Origin of the sequence: Aneurinibacillus sp. XH2 (assembly GCF_001439585.2) — a bacterium.
GTDB lineage: Bacteria > Bacillota > Bacilli > Aneurinibacillales > Aneurinibacillaceae > Aneurinibacillus > Aneurinibacillus thermoaerophilus.
Genome location: NZ_CP014140.1, coordinates 2732098 through 2747110, shown reverse-complemented (window position 1 = coordinate 2747110; position 15013 = coordinate 2732098). Strand labels below are relative to the sequence as shown.

Annotated in this window: 12 protein-coding genes and 1 riboswitch; of the genes, 9 read left to right on the top strand and 3 right to left on the bottom strand. The window is 46.9% G+C overall.

Features of this window, described 5'->3' with window-relative positions; translation table 11 throughout:
• Positions 1-106 precede the first annotated feature (106 nt).
• The gene (locus tag ACH33_RS13565) at positions 107-1474 is read left to right on the top strand and encodes an ammonium transporter (RefSeq protein ID WP_057899511.1); all 1368 of its coding nucleotides are present in this window, start codon (positions 107-109) and stop codon (positions 1472-1474) included.
• Positions 1475-1618: 144 nt separating this feature from the next.
• Here ACH33_RS13565 and ACH33_RS13560 read toward each other — a convergent pair whose 3' ends face one another.
• From ACH33_RS13560 to ACH33_RS13550, 3 genes are all read right to left on the bottom strand, one after another.
• Complete coding sequence (locus ACH33_RS13560; RefSeq protein ID WP_057899510.1) at positions 1619-1918, bottom strand: YxcD family protein; 300 nt, start codon at positions 1916-1918, stop codon at positions 1619-1621.
• Positions 1906-2343, bottom strand: coding sequence for a hypothetical protein (locus ACH33_RS13555; protein WP_057899509.1), 438 nt, complete (start codon positions 2341-2343; stop codon positions 1906-1908). Before ACH33_RS13555 ends, ACH33_RS13560 begins: the two co-directional genes overlap by 13 nt.
• Before the next feature lie 71 nt (positions 2344-2414).
• Positions 2415-4184 (bottom strand): UbiD family decarboxylase, encoded by a 1770-nt coding sequence (locus ACH33_RS13550; protein WP_057899508.1) that lies wholly within the window; start codon positions 4182-4184, stop codon positions 2415-2417.
• 165 nt (positions 4185-4349) lie between these two features.
• Between ACH33_RS13550 and ACH33_RS13545 the strand changes: the two genes are divergently transcribed.
• The 8 genes from ACH33_RS13545 (at position 4350) to folE (ending at position 14980) form a co-directional block, all read left to right on the top strand.
• Entirely contained in the window at positions 4350-5336 is a 987-nt protein-coding gene (locus ACH33_RS13545; protein WP_057899507.1) for a 2-hydroxyacid dehydrogenase, read from the top strand.
• A gap of 26 nt (positions 5337-5362) precedes the next feature.
• Positions 5363-6172, top strand: a complete 810-nt coding sequence (locus ACH33_RS13540; RefSeq protein WP_057899506.1) for a Cof-type HAD-IIB family hydrolase — start codon at positions 5363-5365, stop codon at positions 6170-6172.
• Positions 6173-6297: 125 nt separating this feature from the next.
• Positions 6298-6498, top strand: a riboswitch (cobalamin riboswitch).
• Between the two features lie 198 nt (positions 6499-6696).
• Positions 6697-10215 (top strand): S-layer homology domain-containing protein, encoded by a 3519-nt coding sequence (locus ACH33_RS13535; protein ID WP_057899505.1) that lies wholly within the window; start codon positions 6697-6699, stop codon positions 10213-10215.
• A gap of 22 nt (positions 10216-10237) precedes the next feature.
• Positions 10238-11026 carry a DUF4430 domain-containing protein gene (locus ACH33_RS13530; RefSeq protein WP_057899504.1) on the top strand — a complete coding sequence of 263 codons (789 nt, stop codon included), beginning with the start codon at positions 10238-10240 and terminating at the stop codon, positions 11024-11026.
• Positions 11023-11901: an energy-coupling factor transporter transmembrane component T gene (locus ACH33_RS13525; RefSeq protein ID WP_057899503.1), complete on the top strand. Its 879-nt coding sequence runs from the start codon at positions 11023-11025 to the stop codon at positions 11899-11901. Before ACH33_RS13530 ends, ACH33_RS13525 begins: the two co-directional genes overlap by 4 nt.
• A complete protein-coding gene (locus ACH33_RS13520; protein WP_057899502.1) occupies positions 11883-13565 on the top strand; it encodes an ABC transporter ATP-binding protein in 1683 nt (560 codons plus the stop codon). The genes ACH33_RS13525 and ACH33_RS13520 overlap by 19 nt, the downstream gene beginning before the upstream one ends.
• Entirely contained in the window at positions 13544-14224 is a 681-nt protein-coding gene (locus ACH33_RS13515; RefSeq protein ID WP_057899501.1) for an ECF transporter S component, read from the top strand. The genes ACH33_RS13520 and ACH33_RS13515 overlap by 22 nt, the downstream gene beginning before the upstream one ends.
• Before the next feature lie 162 nt (positions 14225-14386).
• On the top strand, positions 14387-14980 hold the full coding sequence (gene folE / locus ACH33_RS13510; RefSeq protein ID WP_082706064.1) for a GTP cyclohydrolase I FolE: 594 nt from the start codon (positions 14387-14389) through the stop codon (positions 14978-14980).
• The last annotated feature ends 33 nt before the right edge of the window (positions 14981-15013 follow it).

Here is a 15013-nt window from a genome sequence, read left to right as displayed (position 1 = left end):
TAAGAATAAAAGATAATTAATGTTATATTTAATGACATAAGTTGCACAAGACAGGTGGTTTTGTATAATATTATGTAATAAAAACTAACATTAGGGGGCTGGGAACATGAATGCAGGAACACTGTTAAACTGGGTTGATGCATCATACGTATTTCTAGCGGCAATTTTAGTCATTTCCATGCAAATGGGGTTTGCGCTTTTAGAAGCAGGTTCTACCAGAATGAAAAATGCTGGTCATATTGCCGGGAAGCAAATTATTAGCTTTGCAATCGCGGGTTTATTCTTTTGGTTTGCTGGATTTGCTGTTACATTCGGGGAAGGCAATGGTTTTATCGGATGGAGTGGATGGATGCTTCAAACGGGAGCGAAAGGCGAGGACAAAGTGTTTGCCTCCCTTTCGTGGGCGGATATTCCGTTGGCGCTGAAGTTTTTATTCCAAATGGCATTTGCTGCGGTATCTCTGGCGATTGCCTGGGGCGGGTTTGCGGAACGGGCTAAATTTTCCGTTTATCTTGTATTTGGTATTTTGTTCACGACGATTATTTACCCGGTAATCGGTCACTGGGTATGGGGAGGCGGCTGGTTAAGCGAAATGGGCATGCAAGATTTCGCAGGGTCTACGGTTGTGCATTTGCAAGGCGCGCTGGCAGCGCTGGTAGCTACATTGTTGCTCGGTCCGCGAATTGGCAAATACACAAAAGATGGAAAACCGAATCTTCTTCCGGGACATAACCAGGTGTATTCCGTATTGGGTGTTATTATTCTCTGGATTGGCTGGTTCGGCTTTAATGCTGGCTCGACCATGTCGGTAAAAGACGGGTTCTTCGGGTATATTGCGCTGACAACTAACCTTGCGACAGCCGCGGGAGCCATTGCGGCCATGCTCATAGCGCGAGCGGTATTGGGGAAAGCGGATATTCCGAGCATGTTGAACGGTGTGTTAGCGGCGCTGGTGGCTATTACCGCGGCATGCGCGTTCGTGGAACCATGGGCGGCGGTCATTATCGGCGCGATAGCCAGCGTCCTGACGTTTTTTACATCTCTTTATTTCGAACGTAAAGGGGTGGATGATCCGGTATTTGCTTTTTCTGTGCATGGTGTGGCGGGCATCTGGGGCACGCTTTCCACCGGCTTCTTCGCGTCTCCTCGTCTTGTCGAGTACACCGGAATTGGTCAGGCTGGATTATTCTATGGCGGCAGCTTTCACCAATTTTATGTGCAAATAATCGGTGTGCTAGGCGCGGCTGTATACGTTGCGCTTATAAGCTTTATTATTCTTTATGCACTGAAAGCTACGATAGGATTGCGCGTAACGCCGGAAGAAGAGATAGTCGGTCTGGATTTGAGCGAACACGGTGCCTACGGATACCCGGAACATTTGGAATCAGCTGAAAAGCCAGCATATATCGCTGAAATAAATCCGAAAACCTTGTCACGTACGCTTGATATGAGATTACAGCAACGTGCGGAATGATATAAGAAAGGAAAAGCACACTACGATGACGCGGAGGCTAGACATTAGGAAGCAATGAATGAAAAAATAGAGACAGGGTGTGGAAACACAGAAAGTGTTTCCACACCCTGTTTTTACAATCAATAGTATAAAACGCGTGTTTTATTATGAACGGTATGTTGCAAACGCGATAATGCCTTCCTCATCATCCAATTCGAGTTCTAGGCTGGCTGCGAACGGATCGCGATTCAGTTCATGATGCAAATAGAAACGGATCGCTTCAATCATGTTTGCTTGAATCAGGATTTGTGTATGGCCGTTTTCAGTAGCGGAAGCAGAAAAACCATACTCATCATCCCACATGAGTTCAATGCTTACATCGTGCGGGCTGATCTGTTTCTTGTCCGCAATATAAAGGCAAAGCGCGTTTACGATCTCCTGCTCGGATAGCTTTAATTTCTCCATATATGAGCTTCCTTCTCTTTTTGTTTGTTTTTAAAGTGTACGTAGATTTTGCGGATCAGTACAATGACCATAACCACGAACAGCACGTTGATTAGCAGGCCGAGAATGGCGCCTAATCCGCCCAAGTTTCCGAGCAATCCGCCGAGCAGGAAGCCCGCCAAACCGCCAAACAGAAGCCCTTTCATAAATCCGCCGCTTTTTTGCGGAGTTGGCGCTTTTGTCGGTGCCGTATTTTTCGCCGGGCTGTTTACGTTATTAGAATTAGGTTTAGAAATATTGGAGTTTTGATCCTGTTTCGGCTGGAAGTTTTTCGTACCCGAGTTATACGATTTCTTTCCTTTTGCGCTGGCGTAATCAGCGTTTATAAAAGTGCCTGCACTAAAAACTAACGCGACAGCCATAAACAACATAAGAAACTTTTTCATTGTATTATCCCCCTCTCTAAAAGATCCATAATGATTACATATACTCTATACGGGATGGCCGCAAAAAGGTTTCAAAAATTTTTGCGCGGAAAATATTCGTTCCAGCGACGATTGACAAGCTGGGTAATATCTTCACGCGGCACGAGTTCGTCTGGATAGAATGGCTTCATGCGAGCATCGATAATAATAGGCCCTTCAAATTGCACTTTATTGTGGCTAAGCTTTGTTTTTGCGTATACGTCATGCGCCGGGTCAAAACGGGTAAATGTTGTCCATAGAAACGTCGTCTGGTCTATGATTTCATCCACATCGTCAACAAGGAAGACAAGCGGCCAGTCATGTAGTTTATGCTGCGCATGTTCTACCAGCTTGGCGGGCAGCTGTTCATCCGCGTCGAAGCTGGCACCTGATACGACAAGACACCCTCCGCAGTAAGCCTTGGCTTTGTTGATCCCGGGCAATGGCTCCCCACGGTATTCTCGCTGGAGTTCGCGGATAGGTTCGCCGATGCCGAGCATGATCGCCTTGCTGCCGTGATTGAATTTACGGCCTGTATAATCAAGCGTATCCATGGACGTGTCGTGTACAATTAACAGATCGCGCTGCGGATTGAAACGCGAGAGAATCGTCTCCAAGAATTGCGGGAAGTTTTGCAGATTACACGGTACGTCAGTCAGCATCAAAAACTTTGTCAGCGTCAACTGGCCTTCGCCCATGATGCGGAACGCGTGAGCCATCGCTTCCCGGTAGTAGCTTTCACGCACAATGGCCCCGGCTAGGGAGTGAAAGCCTGTTTCTCCGTATGTCCACAGATCTTTGACGCCTGGCATAACGACTGGAAAAATCGGTGACAGCAGACGCTGCAAATATTCGCCAATGAAGTAGTCTTCTTGGCGCGGTTTGCCGACTACTGTCGCCGGATAGATCGCGTCTTTGCGGCGGTACATTTTTTTTATATTGAACACAGGGAAATCATGTGTCCACGAGTAATAGCCATAGTGGTCGCCAAACGGCCCTTCCGGATGGCGCACGTGCGGCGGCACTTCACCGCAGAATGCGAACTCTGCTTGAGCGATTAGTTTATGCGCATGGTGGTCGATTTGTGTGACGTCCAGCTTGTCGCCCATCAGGAAGGAGGTGAAAATTAATTCCGGTAGCATTTCCGGCAGTGGCGCAATCGCCGTGACGATGAGCGCTGGTGGTCCACCGAGAAAAACAGTTACAGGTAAAGCCTGATTGCGGATTTCCGCTTCATGATGGTGAAACCCTCCGCCTTTATGGATTTGCCAGTGCATACCAGTTTGGTTTTTTTTCTGTACTTGCATGCGGTACATGCCGAGGTTGTGCTCTTTTGTTTCCGGGTGTTCGGTATAAACGAGCGGTAACGTAAAGAACGGCCCACCGTCGAGTTGCCAGCCTGTAAGCACGGGAAGTTTGTGTAGATCTACTTCTTTTTCTTCGACTTCCAGCACCGGGGCTTTGCTGTTGGGAACCGTGCGTAACCCGGTTTTGGCCACATCAAGCAACGGAGCCCGGTATTGCCAAAGCACACTCAGTTTCGGCGGAAATAGCTTATCCATTGCACCAATTAATTGTTTCACTAAATTTTCCGGACGTGGTCCGAATGCAAGTTCTACGCGTCGCTCCGTTCCGAACAGGTTCGTGATGACGGGAAATGAGCTGCCTTTCGGGTTGGTGAACAGCAACGCGGGTCCACCTTCAGCGATAATGCGCCGGTGAATTTCCGGAAGTTCCAGATACGGGTCAACCGGCGTGGAAATTTCCACGATGTCTTTTTCCCTTCGCAGCATTTCGATAAAACTTCGTAAATTGCTGTGCATATCATGCGTTCTCCTTGCCTTAAATTGTTCTTCTTTGCCTATTGTACATGGTTTACGTGTCTACTGCACATGAATTTATGCAAAAAGCGATTCTTTATGAAAATGCGTCGGAAAATCTATGATATGATGAGATAAAGAATAAAAGGGGAGGGAGCGGGAGCATTGATGAAACCGAAAATCGTTGTAACAAGGAAAATTCCGCAACAGGCATTGGAGCTTCTGGAGCGCACGGCGTCTTTGTATGTTTGGGAAAAAGAAGACAAGGTAATGCCGCGCGAATTGCTACTTAAAGAAATAAAAGATGCCCACGGCTTGTATTCTATGCTGGCCGATCGGATTGATACAGAAGTAATGGATGCCGCTCCGCATCTGCGGGTCATCAGCACGATGGCGGTGGGTTATGATAATATCGACATTGCCGAAGCGACGAAGCGCGGCATACGTGTTGGACATACGCCGGACGTGCTTACGGAAGCGACGGCGGATTTAGCTTTTGCCTTATTGATGGCTACCGCGCGCCGCTTGGGTGAAGGAATGGCTTGCATTAAAGAAGGGAAATGGAAGAATTGGTCGCCGATGTTTATGGCAGGGCAGGAGGTGTATGGTTCGACCCTTGGCATTATCGGAATGGGCCGCATTGGGGAAGGGGTCGCCCGTCGTGCCAAGGCGTTTGATATGCGTATTTTGTACCACAACCGGACACGGCGCCTGGAAGCAGAAGAAAAGCTCGGCGCCGTATATTGTTCGCTGGAGGAATTGCTGGATAAATCCGACCATGTGGTATTGCTAACGCCAGCCACAAAAGAAACGTACTATATGATGGGGGCAGCACAGTTTGCTCGCATGAAACGGACGGCTACATTTATTAACGTATCCCGCGGCACGAACGTGGACGAGGACGCGCTTTATCGGGCGCTGGTTAATAAAGAAATTTGGGCAGCAGGGCTTGATGTGTTTGAAAAAGAACCAATTCCTCCTTCGCATCCCTTACTTTCGCTCGATAATGTCGTAGCATTGCCTCATATTGGAAGTGCAACTGTACAGACACGTCTCCGCATGGCGATGGTAGCGGCGGAAAATGTGCTTCTAGGCGTAAAAGGCGAACGGTTAAGATATACGGCGAATCCCGATGTCTATGCATCATTATTATAAAGAAAAGATTCTGGATGGTGAAATATATGGCATACAAACTAGCTGCAATTGACATCGACGGAACGCTACTTACAGACGACTACCGGATTACAGAAAAAAACAAAAAGGCGTTGCGAGCAGCGGAAGAGGAAGGAGTACAAATTGTGCTTTGTTCCGGGCGCGCGCCTGTCAGCGTGCTTCCGATTCTTGAAGAAATCGGCATTCACGGTTATTTTATTTGTCATAACGGCGCGGTTACTACACACTCCAAAACGAAAGAAATTCTGCAGGAAAACGGTTTTTCTATGCAATCATTGAGAGGTGTGGTGGAGTACTGTCGCAGGGAAAATATTCACATGGACTTTTGCACCGCATTTGATATGTATACGGAAAGCATGGAGCGCGAAGACGTGCAACGGATGTACGCAAAATACCTCGCACAGCCAAAACTCATTCAGGATATGTTAACCGTGGAGGATAAGCTGGTTAAATTCACTTTATTTGGCACCGATGAACAGCTTAACAAAGCGTACGATGAATTTGCTGCGATGAATTTGCCGGTGCGGACGCTCCGCAGTGGTCCGTCTTATATCGATATTATTGATAAAGCGACTTCCAAAGGCGCGGCGCTAAGTAACCTTGCCGAATATTTAAATATTTCGCTGGCCGATACGATCGCTATCGGTAATTATTATAACGACCTTGATATGATTACTATGGCGGGAATCGGAGTAGCTGTGGCTAACGCACCGGAGGACGTAAAAGAAAAAGCCGACCTGATCGTCGCCTCTAATAATGAAAGCGGCGTGGCGGAAGCCTTGCAGCGTCTTGTGTTCGGGATGAAAAACTGCGTATAAAGACTTCCTTCGTATCGTTTCGCTGTTCATGTTGAGAAAATATGCATTCTATACAAATTTTTTCTTGAAATGTTAAAATATTATAGACAAAAAAGCGTCGAGACAGTATCATAAGAATAAAAATTGAATAAAGAGCGGGGAAAGGTGCAAATTGCCTGTGTGCTTTTTGCTTAAAAGGGAAGAACGGTGCAAATCCGACGCGGTCCCGCCACTGTAAATGGGGAGTGACTCCAGCAATATACGCCACTGTTTCTGTGATGAAATGGGAAGGTATGGAGAAGCGATGATCCATGAGCCAGGAGACCTGCCTTTCTCTAAGATGTTTCTGATTCTTCGGGGGGTGAGAATAAAGAAACGACAACAGTGTACAATACAGCTGGGCTTTTGTATGCTTTTTTTCTTGTATTGTTCCATTGTTTGTTATTGCAACATTTCATTGTATGTGAGGCCACCCTTGTATAAGGGTGGCTTTGTTTGTTATTGTGCATTGACATTTCTTTAAGAGCGAAGGGGGTAATGAGAAAATGGGTTTCAGAAATACATGGAAAAAGTATTTTGCTTTATTCACGATCTTCTTTCTTTTTATTTCTACAGTGTTAGGGTTTTCTTGGTTTCAACCGAAGCCGGCTTATGCTTCTATTGTACCAAAAATAAGAGGAGATTTGGGGAGCGATACTACAGTAACTCCTGATACAGTAACCGTACAAGAGCAGTCTACTGGCCATTCTGTTGGCATTGAAGAGGCGATTCAGACAGCGAGTCAGTATGCCCTGAGCCATAATCAACTATCTGAATGGGAAGCAATCGGGCTTGCGCGCGCTGGACAAGCGGTTCCGGCAAGCTATCTCGAAAGCATAGAACGGGAGGTCGCGGCCGCAAAAGGACAGTACCGTAAAGTAACCGACTATGAACGAATTGCTTTAGCGGTCAAAGCGGTAGGCGGTGATCCGACCGCAATCGCCGGCTATAACTTCATCGAAAAAATTTACAACAATTCTCGCATGACAAACCAAGGGCTCAACGGACCGATTTTTGCTTTAATCGCCCTTGACTGCGGAGATTACAAAACGCCTGAAGATGCGCAATGGAATCGCGAGAAGCTTATTGCTTACATTGTGCAACATCAATATGCGGACGGAAGTTGGCCGCTTTCGCCCGGAGCCGAAAGCAATCTCGATATAACGGCGATGGCGCTGACCTCTCTTGCGCCATACAAAAACCGTCCTGAAGTGCAAACGGTTGTTGATAAGGCGGTTGCTTATTTATCGGCTCAACAAAATGAAACGGGCGGATACACATTTCGTTTTTTGGGGGACGTAACGGAGCCGAGCGAGACTACAGCCCAGGTGATTATCGCTTTAACCGCGAATGGCATAGACCCGACTTCAGCCGCTTTCACAAAATCAGGAAAAAATTTGTTGCATCATTTACTTTCATACCGGCAGTCGGACGGAGGCTTTGTCCATGTAGCGGGCGGAAAAACGGATAGGATGGCTACGGAACAAGCGTTGCAGGCGCTGGTAGCATATGATTTATTTACGAAGGGGAAATCTCCGCTTTATCGCTTCGCGGCTCAGCCTTCACCACCAACATCGGAAAAACCTCCAACGGAACCAGGGTCGCCGCTTCCCGATGGATCAACACCGCCTGAAGGAGGAACGCCCCCGAATACACCTGTTCCTGTAAAAAAAACAATTACGCTATCCGTAATCGGGGATAGTCAGCGCGGCGTCATTTTGCCTGCTCAGTCGGTAGAGCTGAAGGAGGGGGACACAGCCTATACCGTTCTCCGGCGTATGTTAGGCAATAAAGTAGAATCTCGCGGTTCCGGGGCGACGCTGTACGTAGAAGCCATTGATGGGCTGGGGGAGTTTGATCGCGGTCCGCAGAGCGGTTGGATGTATTCGGTTAACGGCTGGTTTCCCAATTACAGTGCAGGCATTTATATGTTAGAAGATGGGGATGTTGTAGCCTGGCGCTATACGCTTGATCTCGGCAAGGATTTAGGTGCGTATTTTCTTGCGGATACGTACAAAGATGGAACATTTTCCATTCCGGCGCATGTTGAAAATGAACTTAACCGTATTGGTCTTACGCCGAATAATACACAGCCGATAAGCAAAGTGGCCACAACGACGGTTGTGCTAAATGCTGCCGAAAGAATGGATGCCAGGCAAGCGGAGCAGATAAAGCAATCGTTGGCTAATCATACGGTATCGTTACAACAGTCCGTTTCAGCCGCTGTCGAAAGCGTAATTAAAGATAATATGGATGAAGTACAACTCATCGTTCCAGCGCAAGCTTTATCCAAAACAACTTCGCTCACGATTACCGAACAGATGGTTCAACGTCCGGAGCTTGTCTCTGGGATATATGATTTCGGGCCGGATGGTACGAAGTTTAACAAATCGATATACATTATGATAAAAATTCCTATCGAAACGGAGCAATTACACGCTCTTGTATTGGCATGGCTGGACGAGCAGAAAAATGAGTGGATTCCGATCCCCGCAGTATTGGATGCGAAAACAGGTATTATTATCGGAAAAGTGGATCATTTCACAAAATTTGCGGTGATCGATCGCAGCAAAGTAGAGAAGACAGCACAGTCCATTCCATCGTTGGATGTGGAGATTGAATCTCTTTGTAAACGAATTCTCGCAAACGCAAGCGATGGTAATCTTACTGAATGGGGAGCGTTCGCGCTGGCCCGCGCTGGCCGCAAGCTCCCTCCGGGCTATCTTGCCTCCATCGAAAAAATGCTTAGAGAGAAAAATGGACAATTTCGCAAAGTAACCGATTATGAGCGCATTGCCCTAGCCGTGAAAGCAGCAGGAGGGAATCCAGCCAGCATCGGCGGTTACAATTTAATCGAGAAAATTTACAATCATGAGCATATGACCATTCAGGGAACAAATGGGCCGATTTTCGCGCTGTTAGCTTTTGATAGCGGTAAATACGAAATTCCTAATCATGCCAGATGGACAAGAAATACGTTGATCGACTGGTTGGTGCAGCAGCAGAATCCAAATGGTGGTTTTCCGCTTGTAAAAGGAGAGGAAAGCAACGTCGATATTACAGCGATGGCCATTACTGCCTTGTCTTCATATTTAGAGAAAAAAGACGTAAAACAGGCGGTTGACAAAGCGGTACAATGGCTTTCTGAGGTTCAGCTCAAAAATGGCGGCTATAAACTGTTCGGCGATGAAAATAGCGAAAGTGTCTCCCAGGTTATCATTGCCCTTGCTTCAGTTGGAATCGATCCGAAAGATGCAAGATTTGTGAAAGAGGAAGGAGATGTCGTGACCAGTTTATTCCGCTTTAAACAAGCGGATGGCGGATACGCCCATTTTATCGGCCAGCCGGCCGATAAAATGGCAACTGAGCAGGCGCTTATGGCGCTAGTAGCGTATGATCGGTTCCTAACAGGAAAAGAAAAGCTTTATCAAATAACGGAAACACAAGCCCAGGCTACCTTTGACACAGATACAACGCCAATGCGTTTTGTAGACGAGGGGGCGATCTCTGACTGGGCGATGGCGGCTGTGTATCAAGCGTATGAGAAGGGCCTGATGGAAAGCGTTAGCGAGGTGGAACAACGTTTTGCTCCGAAACAGGCCATGACACGGGCGCAGTTGACGGTGTTATTGATGAAATTGCGTAATGAAATGCCTGCGGTTGAGGCAAAACAAGTTTTTATGGATGTTACACCGGAAAATTGGTATTACGGTTATGTTATGAAAGCAAGAGAAAAAGGAATTGTTCAAGGGGTTACCCCTTCTTCTTTCCAACCTGAACAAATTGTTTCCCGTCAGGAAATGGCGGTTATGATTGCAAAAGCATTTGGGCTGTCTCCCGCTTTGAAACAGGCGAGCTTCCGGGACAATGACCGGGCGTTCAGGCAGACTTTGCCATATATACAGGCGGTTCGCGAGCAAAAGATTATGGTTGGAGCGGACGACGCTTTTTATCCGGACGTTCCCGTTACACGGGAAATGGCGGCTGTTGTTGCCATTAAATTATATGAAAAAATGAATAAATAAATGTTTCAAGGGAGGGCGCTTTATGCTTAAAAAAGGAAACACACAACTCTATTTTCTGGCTCGGGTTCTTATCGTGCTGAGCTTGCTTGTTGGTTGTAGCACAGCACCGGCCAATACGCCAGCCAATACCGGAAAGGCGGTGGAAACATCTGCGTTAACACAGCAGGCAGAGCAAAAACAGGCCGAGCAAATGCCGACCGCACAGGCGTCGGCTCCCGCTTTATCCGAATCCCAGGCCCAAACGGCCCAACCTGCGGCAATGAACCATCCATCACAATCCAAACCGATACCGCAAAAACAGGAAAAAGAAAAAAATAATGCTTCTTCTCAGAAACAGGAAAGAGAAACAACGAAAGCAGTCGCAGCGGCAGAACGGACAGTACCGGTTCAAGCGGCTGCGAAAGCGACGGTCGATCATGCGAAAACGAAAAAGGCACAACAGGCTAGCGAAACCTCCCCCGCTAAAAAAATGGTCTCCTTTTCTATTGTAGCGGATAAGGAACGGGGAACGATACTTTCGCCAACCGAAGTTGAAATTCAGGAAGGCGATACTGTACTTGACGTGCTCAAACGGGTTACGCGAGAGAAAAAGATTCAGATGGAATATCGGGGCGTGAAAGCGACCGCCTACGTAGAAGGAATTGACAATCTATACGAATTTGACAGGGGAAGCAAAAGCGGTTGGATGTACCGGGTAAACGGGGTTTTTCCGAATAAAAGCGCCGGTATTTTTCCGGTTAAAGCCGGCGACAAAATTGAGTGGCTATATACCGTTGATTTAGGACGGGATTTAGGGGCGAAACTGGAATGAACGGCGGCTTTGCCTCTTTCCACCCCGTTCCGTGTTTTTTTTATTATACAGGGGTCATTGTATTTGCCATGCTTTTCTTTCACCCCATTTTTTTACTCACCGCTCTGGTGTTGCTTCTTGTGTTGAACGTCTTGCATAAGCGGAGTCAACAATTACGCCGCTTGTTTTCGCTATATTTGGTGCTTGGCGGAGCTTTGATTGTATTAAATCCGCTTTTTTCACAACGTGGTGTGCACATTTTGTTTTATTTTCTTGAGCGACCGATTACATTGGAGGCGGTAGTATATGGATGTACGATGATGCTGTCGGTGTTGGTCATCTTATTAGCGTTTTTATCTTATCATTATGTTATTACGACAGATAAGCTCATGTATCTTTTCTCCCGTTTTGCTCCGAAAACGACTTTGTTAGCGATGATGGCGATTCGCTTCGTTCCGTTGCTTAGGCGCAGGCTGTATCAGATTGCCCTGGTTCAGCGGACAAAGGGAGTTTCTATCTACCATGGATCTCTGGCAAAACGGGCGCGCGATGGAATGAAGCTGCTGCACATACTATTAATCTGGTCGTTGGAAGAGGCATTGCAAACGGCCGATTCCATGAAGGGGCGCGGATATGGCACTGCAAAGCGCAGTTTTTATTTTCCTTATCGTATGGAACGCAGGGACTGGGCGGTTCTGCTTGCGCTTGGTGTCACTGGTATCGTTTGTATAGCAGGATGGGGAATAGGTTATGGTGTATTGCCCATTTATCCGCGACTTGGCCATCTTCTGTTGACCCCCGCAGAAACGGTCATCTATGTTGTTTTTTGCATATATTTGCTCATTCCGCTGTGGATAGAAGGAAAGGAGAGAAAAGTGTGGCAACGTTTGAAGTGAAAAACTTGACTTTTTGCTATCCAGATGAAGAGATAGCCGCTCTTTCCGATATTTCGTTTACCGTTGCGGAAGGGGAGTTTATTGTGCTGTGCGGGCCATCCGGTTGCGGGAAAACAACTTTACTGCGTCATTTTAAAAAGGAGCTAATGCCCGTAGGAACACGAACAGGAGAAATTTTATACAATGGAAAATCATTAGTGGAACAAGATGACATGACAGCTGCAGCTGAAATTGGAATGGTTTTGCAAAATCCAGAAAATCAAATGGTGATGGATACGGTTTGGCATGAGCTTGCCTTTTCGATGGAGAATTTAGGATATTCGGTTCCGGTAATGCGTAAGCGCCTTGCTGAAATCGTGCAGTTTTTTGGTTTGGAACGTTTATTATATATGCCGGTACATGAACTTTCCGGTGGACAACAGCAAATGATAAATCTGGCGTCCGTCCTTTTATTACAGCCGCGTGTTTTGTTGCTGGATGAGCCGACGGCCCAGCTTGATCCGGTTGCATCCCGCGAGTTTCTGCAAATGATTCGTCAAATAAACGATGAATTTTCGCTTACTGTCATTATGTGTGAACATCGGTTAGAAGAAGTATTGCCGCTTGCAGATCGGGTGTTGATGCTACAGCACGGGCGAATGAAATATCAGGGAACACCCGAAGAAATGAGCCGGGAAATCGCAGTGCGGCAGGATACTGCGTATTTTTCTTACTTGCCTTCTGTTGCCCGTTTGTATTTAAGCGCTCAAAGCAATGATTTATCCTCTTCGATCCCCTTAACGGTACGTGAGGGAAAACGGTGGTTGCAAGCGGTGATGAATGAAACGGAAAGGAGGCCAACTTTGTCTTCTTCCGCTTCACATGTTGCTGATTGTAACTCAAATATATTCCTGGAGTGTCACGATATTGCTTTTCAGTATAAACAGGAATTACCTCCGGTTTTGCAAAAGCTTACACTTACTGTATATGAAAAAGAGCTTCTTGCTATTTTGGGCGGGAATGGCACGGGAAAATCGACGCTGCTGCAAGTGATGGGCGGGATGCTTGTACCGCAGCGCGGTAGCATATGGCTAAGGGGCCGCTCAGTTCATAAGATAAAAGAAGCGGAGCGCTATCGCATGATTGGATATTTGGCGCAAAATCCTCTCCTGTATTTTCTTCATGATACTGTGGAAGAAGAGTTGTGGTATATGGCGGATTATGTGGGGAGCGAGAGACCTGAGGAAGAAATCTCTTATCTCTTATCGCTTTTAGAAATAGAAGATGTACTGAAAAAACATCCACATGATTTAAGCGGGGGACAGCAGCAAAAGGTTGCCCTTGCGTTGATACTGCTATCACGGCCACACATCCTGCTTGTAGATGAGCCGACGAAAGGAATGGACCCATTGGTCAAAGAGCGTTTTGCTGAGCTGCTTGATACGCTGCGTGCGCAGGGTATGACGGTCGTAATGGTTACGCACGATATCGAATTTGCGGCGCGCCATGCTTCCCGCTGCGCTCTGCTGTTTGATGGGGCGATTACGACAGAAGCTGAACCTTCTGTTTTTTTCAGTGAAAATTATTTTTATACGACCGCTATTAATCGCGTAGTGCGGCAGTATTGGCCGGAGGCGTTAACCTATGAGGATGTGATGGACAGATGGCGCGTTCTCATCGGTTAATTTTGGTTAGTCTCGTTCTCCTTTTGACCATTCTTGCGCTTTCGTCCGCGTTTACGGACGAACACTACTTATTGCTTAGTTTCGTATTCATTGGAGTCACTTTGCTTCCGTTTTTTGCTAAGTTTGAACGGAGGCATATTGAAGCGCGGGAATTGGTACTGCTTGCCGTATTAGCGGCTATCGCCGCCGTTGGGCGCGTCCCTTTTGCGCCTTTACCGAGCGTACAGCCGACTTCGTTTGTCATTATCGTATCTGCCCTCGTTTTCGGTGCGGAGGCCGGATTTGTCATTGGCGCGGTTGCCGCTCTTATTTCTAACGTTTTTCTTGGTCAGGGGCCGTGGACGCCATGGCAAATGTTTTGTTGGGGCATGATTGGTGTGACGGCAGGTTGGTTCAAAGATACGTGGTGGATGAAAAAGCGACTAGGGTTGCTGGCATTTGGTTTCGTATGGGGATTTTTGTTTGGGTGGATCATGAACATATGGTATTTGATTGCCCTGCCGGATGCATTCAGCTGGCAATTGGTTGTCGTCGCTTATGCGCAGAGTTTCTATTTCGATCTTGCACATGCTTTGTCCAATGTGTTTTTTCTTGCCGTGTTTGGGACAAGCTGGACGAAAATTTTGCTGCGTTTTCGACGAAAATATGCTTTGCTTTAATGGAAGGCGTGCCTTTGATAAGATGTACCTTTGCCTATCCCCATGTTGAAGGAGAACATTTTCAGCTTGCAATTCTTAGATGAATATTATACGGTGTTTCTATGAGAACAGACGCTGGCACTGCTCAATCTGTTCTATATATGAGTCAAGGAGATGAACGCCATGCGCGCAGAAGCAGTTAAGTCCAGTAGAACTTTCACAGATCCGATTGAAAAGCACTTTTATGATATTATCAGTTTGATTGGTGAAGATCCAGAACGGGAAGGATTGCAAGAGACACCGAAGCGCATTGCCAAAATGTATCGGGAGATTTTTAGCGGGCTTCACGAAGATCCGGCTGAAGTGCTTGGAAAGACATTTCCAGCTGAAGGAACAAATGATATTGTGATCGTGCAGGATATTCCGTTTTATAGTGTATGCGAACATCATTTTGTTCCTTTCTTCGGAAAGGTTCATATCGGTTATATCCCAAACGGTCGTATTGTCGGCTTGAGCAAATTTGCTCGTCTTGTTGAGATTTTGGCACGCCGTCCGCAGGTACAGGAGCGGATTACGAATCAAATTGTGGACACGCTTGAAAAAGTGATTGAACCGGTGGGCGCGATCGCTGTGGTGGAAGCCGAACATCTGTGCATGAGCATGCGCGGGGTGAAAAAGCCGGGCAGCAAGACAAGAACCATTGCCCGCCGCGGTATTTTTGAAAAAGACAATGGCGTACAGGAAGAACGGTTCTTCCGTTTGCTGGAGAAAGAATGAAAAGATTGGAAAGGGCGGGCCTCCGCCTTTTTT